Annotated in this window: 17 protein-coding genes; 6 read left to right on the top strand and 11 right to left on the bottom strand. The window is 73.4% G+C overall.

Annotation, left to right across the window (positions count from 1 at the left end; genetic code table 11):
• Positions 1 to 301: 301 nt before the first annotated feature.
• Together ACWCSD_RS08150 and ACWCSD_RS08145 are read left to right on the top strand one after the other, a co-directional pair.
• Positions 302 to 862: an RNA polymerase sigma factor gene (locus ACWCSD_RS08150; protein ID WP_397155767.1), complete on the top strand. Its 561-nt coding sequence runs from the start codon at positions 302 to 304 to the stop codon at positions 860 to 862.
• 20 nt (positions 863 to 882) lie between these two features.
• Positions 883 to 1,539 carry a hypothetical protein gene (locus ACWCSD_RS08145; protein ID WP_449913644.1) on the top strand — a complete coding sequence of 219 codons (657 nt, stop codon included), beginning with the start codon at positions 883 to 885 and terminating at the stop codon, positions 1,537 to 1,539.
• A gap of 54 nt (positions 1,540 to 1,593) precedes the next feature.
• Here the strand turns inward: ACWCSD_RS08145 and ACWCSD_RS08140 are convergent, their stop codons facing one another.
• From ACWCSD_RS08140 to ACWCSD_RS08130, 3 genes are all read right to left on the bottom strand, one after another.
• Positions 1,594 to 2,256: a histidine kinase dimerization/phospho-acceptor domain-containing protein gene (locus ACWCSD_RS08140; protein WP_449913643.1), complete on the bottom strand. Its 663-nt coding sequence runs from the start codon at positions 2,254 to 2,256 to the stop codon at positions 1,594 to 1,596.
• A gap of 102 nt (positions 2,257 to 2,358) precedes the next feature.
• Positions 2,359 to 3,870, bottom strand: a complete 1,512-nt coding sequence (gene glpK, locus ACWCSD_RS08135) for a glycerol kinase GlpK (protein ID WP_397155761.1) — start codon at positions 3,868 to 3,870, stop codon at positions 2,359 to 2,361.
• A 21-nt stretch (positions 3,871 to 3,891) separates the two neighbouring features.
• Complete coding sequence (locus ACWCSD_RS08130; RefSeq protein WP_397155759.1) at positions 3,892 to 4,698, bottom strand: MIP/aquaporin family protein; 807 nt, start codon at positions 4,696 to 4,698, stop codon at positions 3,892 to 3,894.
• A 110-nt stretch (positions 4,699 to 4,808) separates the two neighbouring features.
• Between ACWCSD_RS08130 and glpD the strand changes: the two genes are divergently transcribed.
• Positions 4,809 to 6,491 carry a glycerol-3-phosphate dehydrogenase gene (gene glpD, locus ACWCSD_RS08125; protein WP_397155757.1) on the top strand — a complete coding sequence of 561 codons (1,683 nt, stop codon included), beginning with the start codon at positions 4,809 to 4,811 and terminating at the stop codon, positions 6,489 to 6,491.
• A 43-nt stretch (positions 6,492 to 6,534) separates the two neighbouring features.
• Here glpD and ACWCSD_RS08120 read toward each other — a convergent pair whose 3' ends face one another.
• The 3 genes from ACWCSD_RS08120 to ACWCSD_RS08110 form a co-directional block, all read right to left on the bottom strand.
• Entirely contained in the window at positions 6,535 to 7,521 is a 987-nt protein-coding gene (locus tag ACWCSD_RS08120) for a S66 family peptidase (RefSeq protein ID WP_449913642.1), read from the bottom strand.
• The gene (locus tag ACWCSD_RS08115) at positions 7,522 to 8,688 is read right to left on the bottom strand and encodes a HesA/MoeB/ThiF family protein (protein ID WP_449913641.1); all 1,167 of its coding nucleotides are present in this window, start codon (positions 8,686 to 8,688) and stop codon (positions 7,522 to 7,524) included. It lies immediately after the preceding gene.
• A 147-nt stretch (positions 8,689 to 8,835) separates the two neighbouring features.
• Positions 8,836 to 10,044, bottom strand: a complete 1,209-nt coding sequence (locus tag ACWCSD_RS08110; protein ID WP_397155751.1) for an MFS transporter — start codon at positions 10,042 to 10,044, stop codon at positions 8,836 to 8,838.
• A gap of 176 nt (positions 10,045 to 10,220) precedes the next feature.
• On the opposite strand from ACWCSD_RS08110, the gene ACWCSD_RS08105 reads away from it, so the two are divergent.
• The 3 genes from ACWCSD_RS08105 (at position 10,221) to ACWCSD_RS08095 (ending at position 12,229) form a co-directional block, all read left to right on the top strand.
• Positions 10,221 to 10,700, top strand: coding sequence for a hypothetical protein (locus ACWCSD_RS08105; protein WP_397155749.1), 480 nt, complete (start codon positions 10,221 to 10,223; stop codon positions 10,698 to 10,700).
• 67 nt (positions 10,701 to 10,767) lie between these two features.
• Entirely contained in the window at positions 10,768 to 11,295 is a 528-nt protein-coding gene (locus ACWCSD_RS08100) for a hypothetical protein (RefSeq protein ID WP_449913639.1), read from the top strand.
• A 25-nt stretch (positions 11,296 to 11,320) separates the two neighbouring features.
• The gene (locus ACWCSD_RS08095; protein WP_397155745.1) at positions 11,321 to 12,229 is read left to right on the top strand and encodes a cation diffusion facilitator family transporter; all 909 of its coding nucleotides are present in this window, start codon (positions 11,321 to 11,323) and stop codon (positions 12,227 to 12,229) included.
• Here ACWCSD_RS08095 and ACWCSD_RS08090 read toward each other — a convergent pair.
• The 5 genes from ACWCSD_RS08090 to ACWCSD_RS08070 form a co-directional block, all read right to left on the bottom strand.
• On the bottom strand, positions 12,202 to 12,999 hold the full coding sequence (locus ACWCSD_RS08090; RefSeq protein ID WP_449913637.1) for a hypothetical protein: 798 nt from the start codon (positions 12,997 to 12,999) through the stop codon (positions 12,202 to 12,204). The genes ACWCSD_RS08095 and ACWCSD_RS08090 overlap by 28 nt on opposite strands.
• A 95-nt stretch (positions 13,000 to 13,094) precedes the next feature.
• Positions 13,095 to 13,928: a hypothetical protein gene (locus ACWCSD_RS08085; RefSeq protein ID WP_449913635.1), complete on the bottom strand. Its 834-nt coding sequence runs from the start codon at positions 13,926 to 13,928 to the stop codon at positions 13,095 to 13,097.
• The gene (locus tag ACWCSD_RS08080) at positions 13,925 to 14,764 is read right to left on the bottom strand and encodes an ATP-binding cassette domain-containing protein (protein ID WP_449913634.1); all 840 of its coding nucleotides are present in this window, start codon (positions 14,762 to 14,764) and stop codon (positions 13,925 to 13,927) included. The genes ACWCSD_RS08085 and ACWCSD_RS08080 overlap by 4 nt, the downstream gene beginning before the upstream one ends.
• Positions 14,761 to 15,564: a zf-HC2 domain-containing protein gene (locus ACWCSD_RS08075; RefSeq protein ID WP_397155737.1), complete on the bottom strand. Its 804-nt coding sequence runs from the start codon at positions 15,562 to 15,564 to the stop codon at positions 14,761 to 14,763. The genes ACWCSD_RS08080 and ACWCSD_RS08075 overlap by 4 nt, the downstream gene beginning before the upstream one ends.
• On the bottom strand, positions 15,561 to 16,088 hold the full coding sequence (locus ACWCSD_RS08070; protein WP_397155735.1) for an RNA polymerase sigma factor: 528 nt from the start codon (positions 16,086 to 16,088) through the stop codon (positions 15,561 to 15,563). The genes ACWCSD_RS08075 and ACWCSD_RS08070 overlap by 4 nt, the downstream gene beginning before the upstream one ends.
• Positions 16,089 to 16,152: the final 64 nt, after the last annotated feature.

Here is a 16,152-nt window from a genome sequence, read left to right as displayed (position 1 = left end):
ATCAGCTTGCCGATCATCGTGAAGACCCAGCTGATCGGGTCGGGATGGGTCACGGAGGACTTGCGGCGTGCCGCACAGGCGGTAGGGGACGGCGGCGCCCGCGGCGTCGAGGGTCATGGCCAACGCCGTGGTGACGTCCGCCCGGCTCAGTGATCTGTTTCCGTGGCCCATGCCGGGCAACGTAGCAAGACCGCGCCCCGCGTCGTCAGAGACGGCGCGGGGCGTCTGTTCTGTCGGCTCTCATAACGTTTTCTCGGCTACTGACCAAGAAGGGGTGTAATCGACGAAGGGAGCACGGCCGGTGCGTCGCAAACAGCCGGATATCGCCACAGATCCGGACGCTTTCGAAGCCTTCTACCGGCGCCACGTCGATGCGGTCACCTCGTTCCTCGCCCGCCGGGTCGATGATCCCCACACGGCCGCCGACCTGGTGGCGGAGGTGTTCATGGCGGTGCTCGACTCCGCCCACACCTACCGGCCCGGACGCGGCAGTGAGATCGCCTGGCTGTACGGCGTCGCGCGCAACACGCTCTCGGCCGAGCGGCGGCGGGCGTACAAGGAGTTGCGGCTGGTCGATCGCGTCGGCGGCCGACGGCATCTCGACTCCGACGACGTGGCCGAGCTCGTGGCGCGGATCGACGCCGAGAACCTGGCCAGGCGGGCCTTCCAGGCCATGGCCGGACTGCCCGACGGTGACCGCGCGATGCTCGAACTGGTCGTCATCGACCAGCTCACGATCAGCGAGGCCGCCGCCGCCCTGGGCATCCGGCAGGGAGCCGCCCGGGCCAGGTTGCACCGCGCCCGCCACGCGCTCATGGACGTGCCGGAGATGGCTCCCTTCGTCATGGAAGGAATCCGATGAACTTCAAGGAGCACGTACTGATGGAACTGAAAGCCGAGATCGAGGCCCGCAACGGGGCCCGGCGCCGGCGCACCAGGCGGCGCCTGCTCACCGGCGCGGCGGTGGCCGCCGTCGCGGCCGCCGCGGCGGTCGTGACGCCGTTCCTCAACGGTTCGGACGCCCCCGCCTACGCGCTCACCAGGAACACCGACGGCACGATCACGCTGCGGATCAACGAGTTCCGCGACCCCGGCCAGGTGGAGAAGGACCTGGCGGCGCTCGGCGTGCCCTCCGACGTCTCCTACCTCAAGCCCGGCACCCGCTGCGCCCCCGACCGCGCCCCCGCCGACGCCGGCCCGTCCTTCACCAAGGAAGAGCTCCAGAGCAAGGACCCCGCGGTCCGGAAGAGGATCAGGGAGGCGATCGAGAACAGCCCCAACGCGAAGACGTTCCGGATGGGCGGCGGCCAGGTGCGGATCGACCCCAAGCGCATCAAGACGGGGCAGACCGCGGTTCTGGAGTTCACCGAGAACGGCGACCAGACCTCCGGCCCCGAGAAGCCCAGGGTGCTGTGGCAGTTCAGCGGCTTCCTGGTCGACGGGCCGGCCAAGCCCTGCAAGGTGATCGACGACCCGTCCTGGGACCAGCTGCCCGACCCGAAGGAGCACCCGGAGGCGTACCCGCCGTCCGGCATGTGAGCGAACCGCCCACGAGGCGGCCCGCGCCCGGATCGGGGGCCGGGCCGGGCCGCCTCAGCGGCCGGGAAGGCTGATCGTCACGGACAGGCCGCCGCCCTCGCGCGGGGTCGCGGTCACCTCGCCGCCGTGGGCCTGGACGACCGCGCGGACGATCGACAGTCCGAGCCCCGAGCCGTTCGCCGAGTCCACCCTGACGACGGCCTCGCCCGCCATGGTCGTGCCGCCGAGACGGGAGACGACGGTCACGCCGCGCTGGTCGGCGACGGGCGTCAGCTGTTCCACCGCCGTCAGCGCCACGTCGTCGATGTCCACCGGCTTGCGGCGCGCGAGCTCCCGTTCGCTCCTGGCCAGGAGCAGCAGCCCTTCGATGAGCTTCTCGTTGCGCGCGTTGACCTCCAGCAGGGTGCGGGCGAGGGCCTTGAGGTCGGGCGAGGCCGCCGGGTCGGAGAGCGCGATCTCCAGGACCGTGCGGTTGATGGTCAGGGGCGTGCGGAGCTGGTGGGAGGCGTTGGCGACGGGCCGCAACGCCCGGTCGGCGACCAGGTAGCCGAAGACGAGCGCGAACAGGCCGACGCCCAGCAGGATCAGCACGGACTGCTGGATCATGCGGCTCAGGATCTGCTCGTCCAGCTTGACGGCCTGGATCTCGATCTGGTGCCGCCAGACCGTCACCAGCTCGTCGGGGGTGCCCGGCGGCACGTCCAGCGAGAACTCCACGCCGTCGAGGTAATCGCACGCTGTCTCCTTCCGCTGGAGACCTCATTCTGGGCGCCGCCCCGGTAAGCGCACGGTAAGGGCGTCGCGCGCCTTCGCCGGCGGTCAGGTCTCCCAGTCGAGGGTGCGGCTCACCGCGCGTTTCCAGCCCTCGTACCCCTTCTCGCGCTGCTCGTCGGTCCACTCCGGGTTCCAGCGCCGGTCCTCGGCCCAGTTGGCGCGCAGTTCGTCGGTGTCCTTCCAGTAGCCGACGGCCAGCCCGGCGGCGTACGCGGCGCCCAGCGCGGTCGTCTCGGCCACCACGGGACGGCTGACCGGCACGCCCAGGATGTCGGACTGGAGTTGCATGCACAGGTTGTTCGCGGTGACGCCGCCGTCGACCTTGAGCACGTCCAGCACCACGCCGGAGTCCTGCTGCATGGCCTCCACGACGTCCCTGCTCTGGTAGCAGATGGCCTCCAGCGTGGCGCGCGCCAGGTGGGCGTCCCTGTTGTAGCGGGACAGGCCGACGATCGCGCCGCGCGCGTCGGGCCGCCAGTACGGCGCGAACAACCCAGAGAACGCCGGGACGAAGTAGATCCCGCCGTTGTCGGTCACCTGCCGGGCCAGGTCCTCGCTCTGCGCGGAGGACCGGATGATGTGCAACTGGTCGCGCAGCCACTGCACGGCCGACCCGGTCACGGCGATCGAGCCCTCCAGCGCGAACACGGCCGGCTGGCCGGCGAACTTGTAGGCGACGGTGGTGAGCAGGCCGCGCTCGGAGCGTACGAGGTCGGTGCCGGTGTTGAGGAGCATGAAGTTGCCGGTGCCGTAGGTGTTCTTGGCCTCGCCCGGCGAGAAGCACACCTGGCCGACGGTGGCCGCCTGCTGGTCGCCGAGGATGCCGGTGATCGGCACCTCGCCGCCGAACGCGCCGTACCTGCTGGTCGTGCCGTAGGAGGCGGGCTCGGAGGACGGGCGGATCTCCGGCAGCATCTCGCGCGGGATGCCGAAGAAGGACAGCAGCTCGTCGTCCCACTCCAGCGTCTCCAGGTCCATCAGCATGGTGCGGCTGGCGTTGGTCACGTCGGTGACGTGCACGCCCCCGCGGGCGCCGCCGGTGAGGTTCCACAGGGTCCAGGTGTCGGTGTTGCCGAAGACCGCCTCGCCCCGCTCGGCCGCCTGGCGCACGCCCTCGACGTTCTCCAGGATCCACTGGATCTTGCCGCCGGAGAAGTAGGCGTCCGGCCGCAGGCCCGTCTTCCTGCGGATGACCTCGCCGCGGCCGTCCCGTTCGAGCTGCGCGGCGATCCTGGCGCTGCGGGTGTCCTGCCACACGATGGCGTTGCAGTACGGGCGGCCGGTGCGCGGGTTCCACACGACCGTGGTCTCGCGCTGGTTGGTGATGCCCACGGCGGCCAGGTCGGTGTCGTGCAGCCCGGTGCGCTGGAGCGCGGTCTCGATCACCGCGGAGGTCCTGGTCGAGATCTCGATCGGGTTGTGCTCCACCCAGCCCGCCCTGGGGAGGATCTGCTCGTGTTCGAGCTGGAACTTGCACACCTCCAGGCCGCTGTGATTGAAGATCATGAACCTGGTGCTGGTGGTGCCCTGGTCGACGGCCCCCACGAAATCGGGCATGGTCGTTCTCCTCCGTTCGGGTCAGACGCGGCCCGCGTCCTCGATGTCGGGCTCGGGCTCGGGGAGGAACCGGGCGATCATGAGCTGGTAGAGCCCGGCGCCGGCCAGGCCGCCGAGCAGGGGGCCGACGATGGGCACCCAGAAGTACAGGTCGCCGTACTGGTCGCGCCAGGCGCCGGAGTAGCCGGTGAGGTAGCTGGCCAGGCGCGGCCCGAAGTCGCGCGCCGGGTTGATCGCGTAGCCGGCGTCGGCGCCCCACGCCATGCCGATGCCGACGATGAGCAGGCCGATGACCACCGGGCCGAGGTTGGCGCCGGGCGCGAGGTTGTGCGAGTCGGACAGGGCGTACAGGACGAACATCAGGATGGCGGTGCCGATGATCTGGTCGCGGAACCCGCCCCAGGCGCTGACCGGGAGCGAGCCGTTGCCGGGCAGGGTGGAGAAGACGGTCTGGGTCTTCAGCGTGTGCCCGGGGTCCACCTTGTTCAGCACCTCGGTGTAGTTCCAGCGCACCAGCAGCGCCCCGACGAACGCCCCCACGGTCTGCGCCAGCGAGTACGGCAGCACCTTGGCCCACGGGAACCCGCGGAAGGTCGCGAACGCGAGCGTGACGGCCGGGTTGAGGTGGGCGCCGGTGATGCGGCCCGCGACGTAGACGCCGAGCGCGACGCCGATCCCCCATGCCCAGGCGATGCTGTCGTGATCGCCGAGGCCGGCCGCGACCACTTGGGCGACGACGCCCACCCCGAACAGGATGAGCACCATCGTGCCGGCGAACTCGGCGATGAGCTCACCGGCCAGTTCCAGGCGTTTGACACGTTCGACCACCGCTGCCCCCGCTTTCGTGGTGTCGGCGTTGTGTGCCATTCCCTGATCGGGGAAACGTATACGGATCGTGAGCGTTTGAGCACAAAGTGTTGTTCGGGGGATCCATGAACATGACCGGGGCGATGGACGCCAGGAACCGTCAGGCCGCCATCGACCGGCTGGCGGAGCAGTCCTTCGACGTGCTGGTGATCGGCGGCGGCGTGACCGGCGCGGGCGCCGCGCTGGACGCCGCCTCCCGCGGGCTGCGGGTCGCGCTGGTGGAGAGCCGCGACCTGGCCGCCGGCACGTCGAGCAGGTCGAGCAAGCTCATCCACGGCGGGCTGCGCTACCTGGAGCAGTTCGACTTCAAGCTGGTCCGCGAGGCGCTGAAGGAGCGCGACCTGCTGGTCTCGCGGCTGGCCCCGCACCTGGTCAAGCCGGTCACGTTCCTGTATCCGCTGCAGCACGGGCTCATCGAGCGGCCGTACGTGGGGGCCGGGCTGACCCTGTACGACACGCTGGAGGGCATGCGCCGGCCGATGCCCCGGCACCGGTACCTGTCGGTCAAGGAGTCGCGGCGGATGGCGCCCGGCCTGCGCGCGGACGCGGTGTCGGGCAGCATGATCTACTTCGACGCCCAGGTGGACGACGCGCGCTTCACCCTCACCCTGGCCAGGACGGCCGCCGCGCACGGCGCCGTGGTCGCCACCCGGACGCGGGTCGTCGAGATGCTGCGCGACCAGGGCAGCGAGCGCGTCGTCGGCGCCCGCGTGCACGACGAGGAGACCGGCCGCGACCTGGACGTCAGGGCCGACGCCGTGGTGGTGTGCGCGGGCGTGTGGACCGACCCGATCAACGGGCTGCCCGGCTCGGCGCCGGCCGGTTTCAAGGTCAGGATGTCGAAGGGCGTGCACGTCATGGTGCCGGGCGAGGTCATCGACTCGGCCACCGGCATGATCATCCCGACCGAGAAGAGCGTGCTGTTCATCATCCCGTGGACGCGGCGGCGGTGGATCGTCGGCACCACCGACACCGAGTACGACGGCGACCGCGAGGAGCCGGCCGCCACCGGCGAGGACATCGACTACATCCTCGACCACGCCAACGCCGTGCTGGCCCGGCCGCTGACCCGCGACGACGTGGTGGGCGTCTACGTCGGCCTGCGCCCGCTGGTGGCGGCCGACGAGAGCTCGGCGACCACGAAGCTGTCCCGCGAGCACGTCGTTGACGTGCCGGCGCCGGGCCTGGCCACGATCGCCGGGGGCAAGTTCACCACGTACCGGGTCATGGCCAAGGACGTGGTCGACGCGGCACTGGAGGGCTTCGACGTGCCGGAGTCGGTGACCGACCGGCTGCCGCTGATCGGCGCGGACGGGCTGCCGGCGGTGCGCGCGTCCGTGCGGCGGCTGGCCGAGGACCACGACGTGGACGCCGACGTCGTGGAGCATCTCGTCCAGCGCTACGGCACGCTCGCGATGGAGGTGCTCGCCCTGGTCGACGACGACCGCTCGCTCGGCGAGCCGCTGGTGGAGGGGTGCCCGTGGATCAGGGCCGAGGTCGTGTACGCCGTCACGCACGAGGGCGCGCTGCACGCCGAGGACGTCCTGTCGCGCCGGACCCGGATGCTCATCGAGGCGATCCCCGCCGCGCTCGACGCGGCCCCGGTGGTGGCGCGGCTGATGGCGGGGCTGCTCGGCTGGGACGAGGCCCGGGTGGAGGCCGAGGCGGCGCGCTGCCGCACCCTGGTCGAGGCCGAGCGCAGGGCCCTGGCCGAGGCCACGGCCCCGCGCCGCGAGCCCGCCGCCGCGTCCTAGCGGCGGGTCACCGGCCGATCGAGGGGTGCCGGTCGATCGAAGGTCAGTGGCGGACGAGGGTCAGCGACGGTTCGGGGCCGACCGTCAGGCGGGCCCGGCCGCCGACCGGGAAGGTGGCCAGCGGGTTGGTGTGGCCGACGTCGACGTTGGCCAGGACGGGGACGTCCCGCAACCCCGGCTGCGTCCCGACGATCTGCTCAAGCAGGTCCCGGGTCATCCGGCTGGCCTGCTGGAACCGCCCGATCACCAGGCCGCGGACGGTCTCGGCGCCCGGGAGCTGGAGCAGCGAGGTGAGGTTGCGGGCGAAGATCGCCGGGTGGGACTCCAGGTCGTCCTCCACGATCAGCAGCGCGTCGTCGAGTGACGGCATGTACGGCGTGCCCTGCAGCAGGTTCAGGGTGCAGAGGTTGCCGCCGATCACGCGCCCCTCGGCGGCGCCGGGCCGCAGCGGCCACCAGCCCTCGTTGGGCATCGGCTCGCGCCCGTCCTGGTCGAGGAACCACAGGTCGTCGGTCCAGTACTTCGACGCCCCCAGCTCGACCGGCGCGTCGCCGAACAGCACGGCGGTGAACCACTCCAGGGTCTGCTCGAAGTGGTCGCGCATCCCGAACGTCGACCAATGGGGCCCCGAGTACGTGACCAGCCCGGCGCGGGCGAGGATGGCGTTCTGCAGAGCGGTGATGTCGGAGTAGCCGCAGAGGATCTTGGGGTTGGCCCGGATCAGCTCCCAGTCGAGGTGCGGCAGGAGCTCGTTGCAGTTGTAGCCGCCGATGACCGTCAGGATCGCCGCCACCGACGGGTCGGCGAAGGCGTCGTGCAGGTCGGCGACGCGGGAGGCGACGCTGCTGGAGTGGAAGGCGTCCCGCTCGTCGATGTGACGGCCGTAGGTGAGCGTCAGGCCGAGCTCGGCGAAGCGGGCGTCGATGTGCGCGGTGTGGTCGTGCTCCATGACCATCGCGCGCGAGCAGGCCGGCGCGACGACGCGGACGACGTCGCCCGCTTTGAGTTTGGGGGGATGGATGACGTCCATCTAGCGAAGCATAGGCGAGCCGCTCTCCGCCTCCGCCCACACGGCGAACGAGGCCGCGTCGGCGCCGTCGCCGCAGACCGGGCAGCCGTCCGGGTCGCGCGGCCACTGGGACATGACCTCCAGTTCGCCGGTCTCGAAGTGCACGTCGAGCTGGCGGCCCAGGGCGATCGGCTCGGCGTGGCCGGTGACCAGCCGGATCGCCTCGCCGGTGATCAGCGAGGCGATCAGTGCGATGTGCGGGGCGAAGGCGAGGGTGACCCGGCCGTGCTCGGCCCGCAGCGCCCCGGCGAGCTGGGCGAGGTAGCTGGGGTCGGCGCGCGAGTAGTACAGGTGCAGGCAGTCCATGCAGCCCGTCTCGTGCGGACGCACCGAGAACAGCCGGCCCCGGGTGACGAACGAGCCGCCGCACACGTACGGCACCCCTTCCTGCACGCAGCCGGCGTTCACCCGGCGCTGGGCGACGAAGGGCGGCTCGTCGATCGCGCAGATCGCGACGTCGGCGCCCCGGACGAGCCGGGCGACGTCGGCGGCCGAATCGATCCTGCGCTGCACGGCGGCGAACTCGACGCCGGGGTTCACCTCCCTGGCCGTCCGCGCGGCCACCGCGGTCTTGTACGCGCCGAGGTCGCTCTCCTGGTAGAGGAACTGCCGGTTCAGGTTGCTCAGCTCGACCCGGTCGTAGTCGACGGCCGTGATCCGGCCGAACCCGGCCGCCAGCAGCATGGGCAGGATGTACGAGCCGCCGCCGCCCAGGCCGAGCAGCACGCAGTGGGCGCCGCGCAGCCGGTCCTGCGGCTGCTCGCGGGCGGCGGACAGGCCGGCGTAGTGGCTGAAGTAGTTGACGTTGCCCTGGTAGCGGCGCGCGTCGCCGCCGTCGTACGGGCTGGGGCGGGCGTCCTCCAGGAAGCCGCGGCCGTCCAGGTCGCGTACGGCGCCGAGCACGTCCTCGACGCCGATTCCCGGGTGCGCCCGGCCCACGGCCGCGGCGACCTCGCCGAGCGTCCGGGTGCCGTCGAGCGCCTCGACGAGGGTCCACAGTTGTCCGTACGGGTCGGTGAAGTCGACGGTGACGCCTGCCTGGGCGCCGATCCGGAACCGGGTGCCGTCCAGCCGGTACACCGGGTAGATGGGTTTGACGCGGATGAGTCTGTCGAGCGAAACGGGCATTTTCCTTCGTCCTTGCCGTCGGGTCGGAAATGGCCGGACGGGCATCCGGGGGGCGGCCGTACCCCCCGGATGCCCTCTTGCTGTCTGCCGCTGTCCGCGGCCTGTCGCCGGGATCAGAAAATGATCCAGCTCACCTCGACCGGCGCCTCAGTGCCCAGGTCGTTCATCTCGTACGTCATGCGATTCACCCCCTCTCGCGAATGTCCGGACCGGCCCGGAGACGAGACCGGCCACGCCTGCCGCGGCCACGAGGGCGGCGCCGAAGAGGAACACCGTCCTCGGTCCGGCCGCGGAAGCCAGGAGTCCCGCGAGCAGCGCGCCCACGGGGAAGAGCCCGAACGAGGCCACCAGCAGCGCCCCGGACACGCGCCCGCGCACCGCCGCGGGCAGCGTGGTGTGCACGACGGTGATCAGCAGCACGTTGCCCGCCGCGTTCGCCGCGCCCGCGCCGAGGAAGAGCGCCGCGGGCCAGACCCGGCCCTCGGCCAGGCCGACCGCGCCGAGCAGCGCGGCCTGCGGGAGCATCAGGAGCACCGCCGCCCGTACCGGGTTGCGCGGGGCGGGCAGCAGGCCCGCCGCGACGCTGCCCGCCAGCGCGCCGAGCCCGAAGGCCCCCAGCACGATCCCGTACGCGGTGGAGAACGTGGCCGGCGCGCTCTCGTGCAGCAGCGCCGGCAACCCGACCTCCAGGATCCCGGCGAACCCGAGATTGCCGACGGCGGCCAGCGTCAGGATGGCCCTGAACAGCGGGAACCCGCGCACGACGGCCCACATGCCGGGCCCGCCGCGCCCCCGCTCCGGACGCACCCGGCCGGGGCGCGGCCGGACGAACCACAGGGTCGCCACCGACACCGCGAACGAGGCCGCGTCCACGGCGAGCGCCGGCCCAGGGCCCAGACGGGCGACGAACACGCCCGCGACCACCGGCCCGGTCAGCGCGACGGCCTGCGCGGTCGCGTAGTTGCGGCTGTTGGCGCTCTGGACCCGCGACTCCTCGACGATGTCGGGGATGACGGAGAAGTTCGCCGGCAGGAAGGCGCCCCCGGCCAGGCCGAGCACCGCCGTGCCCGCCGCCAGCGCCCATAGCCGGTCCGCGCCGTCCCAGGCCAGGGCGCACAGCAGCCCGGCGGCCGGGGCCCGCACGACGTCGGCCGCCAGCATGACCGGCCTGGGCGCCCAGCGGTCCGCGAGCGGGCCGCCGAGCACGAGCCCGATCAACCGGAAGACGCCGTAGACGGTCAGCACCGTGCCGAGGGTCGCGGTGCCGTGCCGCAGCAGCACGATCCCCGGAAGGGCGACGACGAAGAACTGGTCGCCGAACCCGGAGAACCCCTGACCGGCGATGAGCAACGCCAACGACGACACCGGAGAACGGCGCCGCCCGCTGACGTGGCCGGTGTGGCCGGCGGGTATCAAGGACTCCGACGAATGACTCACGTAATACAGGGCGTTCCATCCCGTTCCGGACCCGTTCCATTCGCGCCCGGCCCGCGCGTGCGTCGGCCGGCCCGCCAGACAAGGGGGATCTCGGCATGACGATCCGGAAGACGGCGTCTCTCGTCGGCTCCTGCTGCCTGCTGTGGCCGGCGACGGCCTGCACGGCCGCCCCTCCGGCCGGTCCGGCGGCCGTACGGCGGGAGGCCACCCCGTCGGCCTCCCCCACCGAGAGCCCGGCGAGCCCGGCGAGCACGCCGCCACCCCGGCCCGCGGCCCTGCGCCTGCCCGGCGTGGAGGCCGGGACCACCACCGTGCTCAAGGCGGGCCCGCGGAAGGGCAGCATGGTCGTGGGCGACGTACCGCCCGGCAAGGACGAGCTGTGGGTGCTGTTCCGGTGCCGGGGCGACGGCAAGGCGGAGATCATCCTGGAGCCGGACGTCAACATGAGCTTCACCTGCCTCGACGACCTGATCAGCCCCGTCATGAACCGCCTCGACCTGGGCCGCGGGAAGACCCTGACGGTACGGGTCCAGGCTCCGGACTCGGTCGAGTGGGCCCTGCGCGTCACTCGTTGAGCACGTGCGGCGGCGCGCCGGGCGAGGCTCCGGGGCCGGGTCCGTCCCGGCGCCTAGGGTGTTTGCCATGGTCAAGTGGCTTGTACTCCTGCTGGCTTGCTCGCTGACCGGATGCGCCGGTCCCGTCGGGACGGCCGGGCGCACGTCGCCGTCCGCGCCCGCGCCGCCCGAATCCGCCGCGTCCGAATCCGCGCCGGACGGGTCCGCGCCGGATGGATCCGCGCCGGGCGGGTCGTCTTCCGGTGCCGCCGCGGGCGAGGGCGGGCGCGAGGTCGGCGGGTGCGCGGACGCCCGGTGCGAGGTCACCCTCCGGGCGGGCGACGTCCTGAAGTTCGGGCAGCGTCACGGGGTCTCCCGGTTCGCCGTCGCGAGCGTCCAGGGCGACAAGGTCACGTGGGAGGCGGACTTCACCGGGGGCGGGGACATGAGCTCCCAGGGCGAGCAGGGCGGCGCGTCCACCTGCAAGTTCGACGAGGGCGGGGGCTGCTCGGGCTACATCCGGGGCGTCACCACGCTCACCCTGAACGACGTCGTCCTGCGCTTTCTCTCCTTCGACCGCGGCCGCGCCGTCGTACGGGTGACACCGAAGCGATGACCGCCGGCCGGGAGGTCGTGCCGTCATGAGCGCGCGGCCCAGCAGCCGGACCAGCGTGATCGTCACGATGGCGGTCGTGGGGGCGCAGGCCGTCGTCCTCGGGGTCCTGGCGGCGGTCACCGGCTCGGCCATCCTGTACGCCGAGGCCATGTTCAGCGTGGCCGACTTCGGGGTGGAGGTGTTCCTGCTCATCGGGCTGGCGCGGGTGGCGCGCCCGGCCGACGAGCGGCACCCGCTCGGCTACGGGCAGGAGATCTTCTTCTGGTCGCTGTTCGCCGCCGTGGGGCTGTTCGTGGGCGGAGGCGTCGCCTCGATCGTGGAGGGTCTGGGCGAGCCGTCGGCCTCGGGCGGTTCGTACGCGCTGGGCTACCTGGTGATCGTGCTGATCACGGTCAGCGACGGGTGGGCCCTGGTCGTCTCGGTGCGGGCGCTCGGCGCGCGGGCCACGGTCACCGGGCGGTCGTTGTGGGCGGAGCTGCTGGCCGGCAGCGACCCGGCGGCCAAGACCGTGACCCTGGCCAACGCGGCGGCCGTGGTCAGCGGCCCGATCGCGGTGGCCGGCCTCGCGCTGCACCAGGCGACCGGGAACGAGGTCTTCGACTCGCTGGGCAGCGTGCTGATCGGGGTCCTGCTGGTCGCCGTCTCGGGCCTGCTGCTGCGGCTCAACCAGAACCTCATCGCCGCGCCCAGCGTGGACGCCGCCGACCTGGCCCGCATCCGCCGCGCGATCGTCGAGGTGCCGGACGTCACCGGGGTGCGCGGGGTGATCGCGGTGATCGTCGGGCCCCACCAGGTCATGGTGGCCGCCCGGGTGACCCTCGCCTCGGCCACCGACCTTCCCCGGGCCGAGCGGGCCATGGCCGCGGTCGAGGAACGGCTGCGGCGGCGTCCGGAGATCCGCGAGGTCTACGTCACGCCGGTCGCCCCCGAATGAGCCCGCACCCGATCGAGCCGCGGCGACGGCACACGGGGACGCGGGTCCGGGAGTGGTGACGGGGCCGGTTGCGGTCGCGGGTCGCCCTGGAGCGGTGGCCGGGCGGGCTGGGGGCGCGAGTCCTGGAGCGGTGGCCGGGCGGGCTGGGGGCGCGGGTCCTGGAGGAGGGTTCTGATCTCCTGGCTGATCGTGTTCATGGCGGCGCTCAGGTCGTGCAGGAGCCGGTCGGCCGCGGCCGGGTCGGTGCGGTGGCCGGTGGCGGCGGCGTCGACCGTCCCGGCCAGGTCGCGCAGGGCCCGGCCGAGCCCTTCGCGCAGGTCGTGGTGGAGGCGGCGACGTTCCTCCTCGCGAATGGCGAGCACGCGTTCCCGGGCCCGGCGCAGGTCCGCGGTGACGGCCATGCTGTGGGCCGCGCCGGCGACGTACGGGGTGATCGCGGCGACCGTCCGCGGGTCGGCGGACGGGGTGATCAGCAGGCGGCCCACCGCCCGTCCGTGCCACACCAGCGGCACGTCGGAGGCCACCGGCCCGGGCTCGCCCGCCGCGATCCGCACGCCGGCCAGCTCCACGGCGACCCCGGCGGCCGGCAGCCCGTCCCGTACCAGCTCGACCACGGCGGCCAGCGCGGCCTGCGGCCCGGTGGAGGCGACGGCCCGCCGCAGCCGCCGGACCAGCGACGCCCCCACCCACCCCCGCACACCCGGCACCCGGACCAGCAACGCACGCACCCGGCCACGCACACCGGGCGCGCGCACGAGCAGCGCACGCACCCGGCCCCCCACACCGGGCGCGCGCACGAGCAGCGCACGCGCCCGGCCCCCCACACCGGGCGCACGGTCGAGCGGGTGCCGCGAGGCGGGCGGGGTCACGGGAGTTGCCGGGTGGCGGCCACGGCCGCGAGCGCGACCAGGGCGGCGCCGACGCCGAGCCAGAGCCAGCGCCGAGCCGCGTCACGGATCATCGCCAGCGCCCCGGCCCCCAGGCTCAGCGCCAGCAGGTAGAGGGCGTGCCAGTCGGGCGAGCCGGCCACGAACCCCACGGCCTCCAGGTACGGCGGCGGCCCCCACCGCGCGAACTCGACGTAGAAGCCCAGCATGGTCAGCGTCGAGTGCAGCGGCTCCACGACCCCGTTGACGGCGATCAGCACCAGCATCACCAGGACGGACGCCCCCGGCCACGGCAGCCACCGGGCCACCGCGACCCCCAGCGTGCCGGCCCCGAGCACGCACAACGGTCCGGCCCCGATCTCGTACAGGCTCGGGAACCGCTCCAGCTCGACGCCGGCGACCGCGTAGACCGCCGCCATGACGGCCTGCATCGCGCAGGCGAGCAGAAACGGCCCCAGCGCGGCCAGGCAGGAGGCCGCGGTGCGCAGGTCGCGCCCGGCGGGGGTCGCGGCCAGCAGCTCGTCGGTGCCCGCACGTCTGGTCGCCGAGGCCGTGAGAACCGCGGCGAAGAACAGCGGCACGCCCAGCGGGAGGACGAGTGCGTTGGTGAGCGCGCTGTAGGCGGGCCGGGGCGCCCATTCCGTGGCGGCCAGGCCGATCAGGTGCAGGACCAGGCCGGTGATCGCGAGCGGGTGCAGCATCAGCCGCCGGGTCTCGGCCAGCGCGAGCGAGGGCAGCAGGTGCGCGGGGCCCGCGCCGTTCTCCAGTTCGTCGGGTTCGCCCGGCGCGACGGGGCTCGCGTGGCGCGTCATGCCGTCGTCTCCGTGGTCGCGCCGGTGAGGAGCAGCAGGTAGCCGTCCTCCAGGGTGGGGTCGGCGGGGCGGGCGTCCCCGGGGGCGGGGCCGAGGCCGCGGTACAGGCCGTCGCCGGTCCGCCGCGAGCCGCCGCCCGCCTTCTCCGCCGACACCCAGACCTGCCCCTCGGCCAGCGCCCGGAGCTCGGCGGGCGTGCCGGTGAACGCGCACCGGCCGCCCTTGAGCACGACCACCCGGTCGCAGAGGGCGGCGACGTCCTCCGTCTGGTGGGTGGACAGCACGACCGCGCGGTCCTGACCAAGGCGGGCGACCAGTTCGCCGAACAGCAGCCGCTGCTCCGGGTCGAGACCGGCGGCGGGCTCGTCCAGGAGGATCAGCTCGGGCTCGCCGAGCAGGGCCTGGGCGATGCCGAGGCGCCGCCGCATGCCGCCCGACAGCGTACGGACGCGCCTGCCGCTCACGGACGTGAGCCCGACCTCCTCGATCACCCGGCGCACCTCGTCGTGCCTGGACCGGCGGTGTGTCATCTCCTTCAGGACCGCCACGTAGTCGACGAACTCGAACGCGGTGAGTCCGCGCTGGAAGCCCAGCTCCTGCGGCAGGTAGCCGAGCCGCCGCCGGATCTCCAGCCGGCCCGCGCCCGGGTCGCGGCCGAGCAGCCGCAGCTCGCCCCCGTCCGGCGCGAGGACGGTCGCGAGGACCCGGACGAGGGTGCTCTTGCCCGCGCCGTTCGGCCCGAGCAGGCCGGTGACGCCCTTGCCCGCGCTGAGGGTGAGCCCGTCCAGGGCCCGGTGGCGGCCGTAGGTCTTCACCAGACCGACTGCCTCGATCATGAGAACTCCCTGCGGCGGACGACGAGCAGCACGACGGACACCACGATGACGGCCAGGTAGCCGGCCTGCCCGGCGGCCCCGAACATGGCCAGGTCCGGCTCGCGCACGTTCGTGGCGACGACCGCGGCCACCCAGGGCACGGTCACCGCGACGGCGCAGCGGCGCGGGTCGTACCGGCTGGACAGCGCCAGGGTCAGCGAGGTCAGGGCGAGCGAGGGCAGCAGCCACGCGGCCGTCGCCCAGCCGCCGCCCGGCAGGGTCAGCCCGGCCGCCAGCGCCAGCGCCGACGACGACGCCACCACGGCGGCGGCCCGCATCAGCATCAGCCGGAACGTCGAGTACGGCGCGGCCAGCCCGATCTCGTAGGCCGGATCGCCGTCCCGCCCAAAGGCCACGGCGACCCCGGCCACCGGCACGACCGGCGCCAGCGTGAGGAACGTCAGCAGCCCCCACCGGGTCGTCTCCCCCGAGGCCAGCGCGGCGAAGAACAGCGCCACGGCGCTGGCGGCCAGCCACGGCAGCCGCAGCGAGGTCGTGGCGCCCAGCAGGCGGGCGGTGTGCTCGCGCACCCCGGCGGCCCGCAGCAGCCGTTCGACCGGGCGGGGCGCGGGCGCGTCCACGGCGTCGGCGATGTCGTCCCAGACCCGGTCCAGGCGGGCCCGCGGCACCCGCGCGGCCAGCAGGAGCCGGCACTGCTCGCAGGCCAGCAGGTGGGCCTCGACGGAGGCGGCGGGCGTCGCGGCCAGCTCGCCCGCCGCGTACGCCGCGGCCATGCCGTCGTCCATGTGCCAGGCGGTCACGCCAGTTCCTCCCTCAGCAGCGCGCGGGCGCGCATCATCCGGGTCTTGACCGTGCCGGCCGGGATGCCGAGCAGGCGTCCGGCCTCGCGGGTGGTCAGGCCGTCCAGCACGGTCGCCTGGACCACGGCGCGCAGCTCCGGTGAGAGCTGGTTGAGGGCCCGGCCGAGCTCGCCGTACTCGATGCCGAGCAGCACCTGCTCCTCGGCGGAGACCATGACGTGCTCGTGGGCGGGCAGCGCCGCCGCGGGGCGGCGGCGCAGCTGGTCGAGCAGGCGGCGCACGCCGATCCCCCAGATCCAGGCCGCGACCTCGCCCCGCCCGTCCCATTTGCGCGCGGTACGCCAGACCGCGACGAAGGTGTCCTGGACCGCCTCGTCCACCACGGCCGGGTCGGCGCAGCGGCGGGTGAGCCGGAGGAGCAGCCAGGGCGCGTGCCGGGCATAGAGGACTTCCAGCGCACGCCGGTCGCCGTCGGCCACGGCCTCCAGCAGCCGGGCGTCCTGCCACGTCTCGTGCTCGCTCACGGGAGCCCGTTCATCGGTGTCATGCCTCTCTGTCGCGTCCCTCCGCTCCGGCGGTTCACGATGA

The organism is Nonomuraea sp. NPDC001684, assembly GCF_053596515.1.
This window is presented reverse-complemented; position numbering and strand designations above follow the sequence as displayed.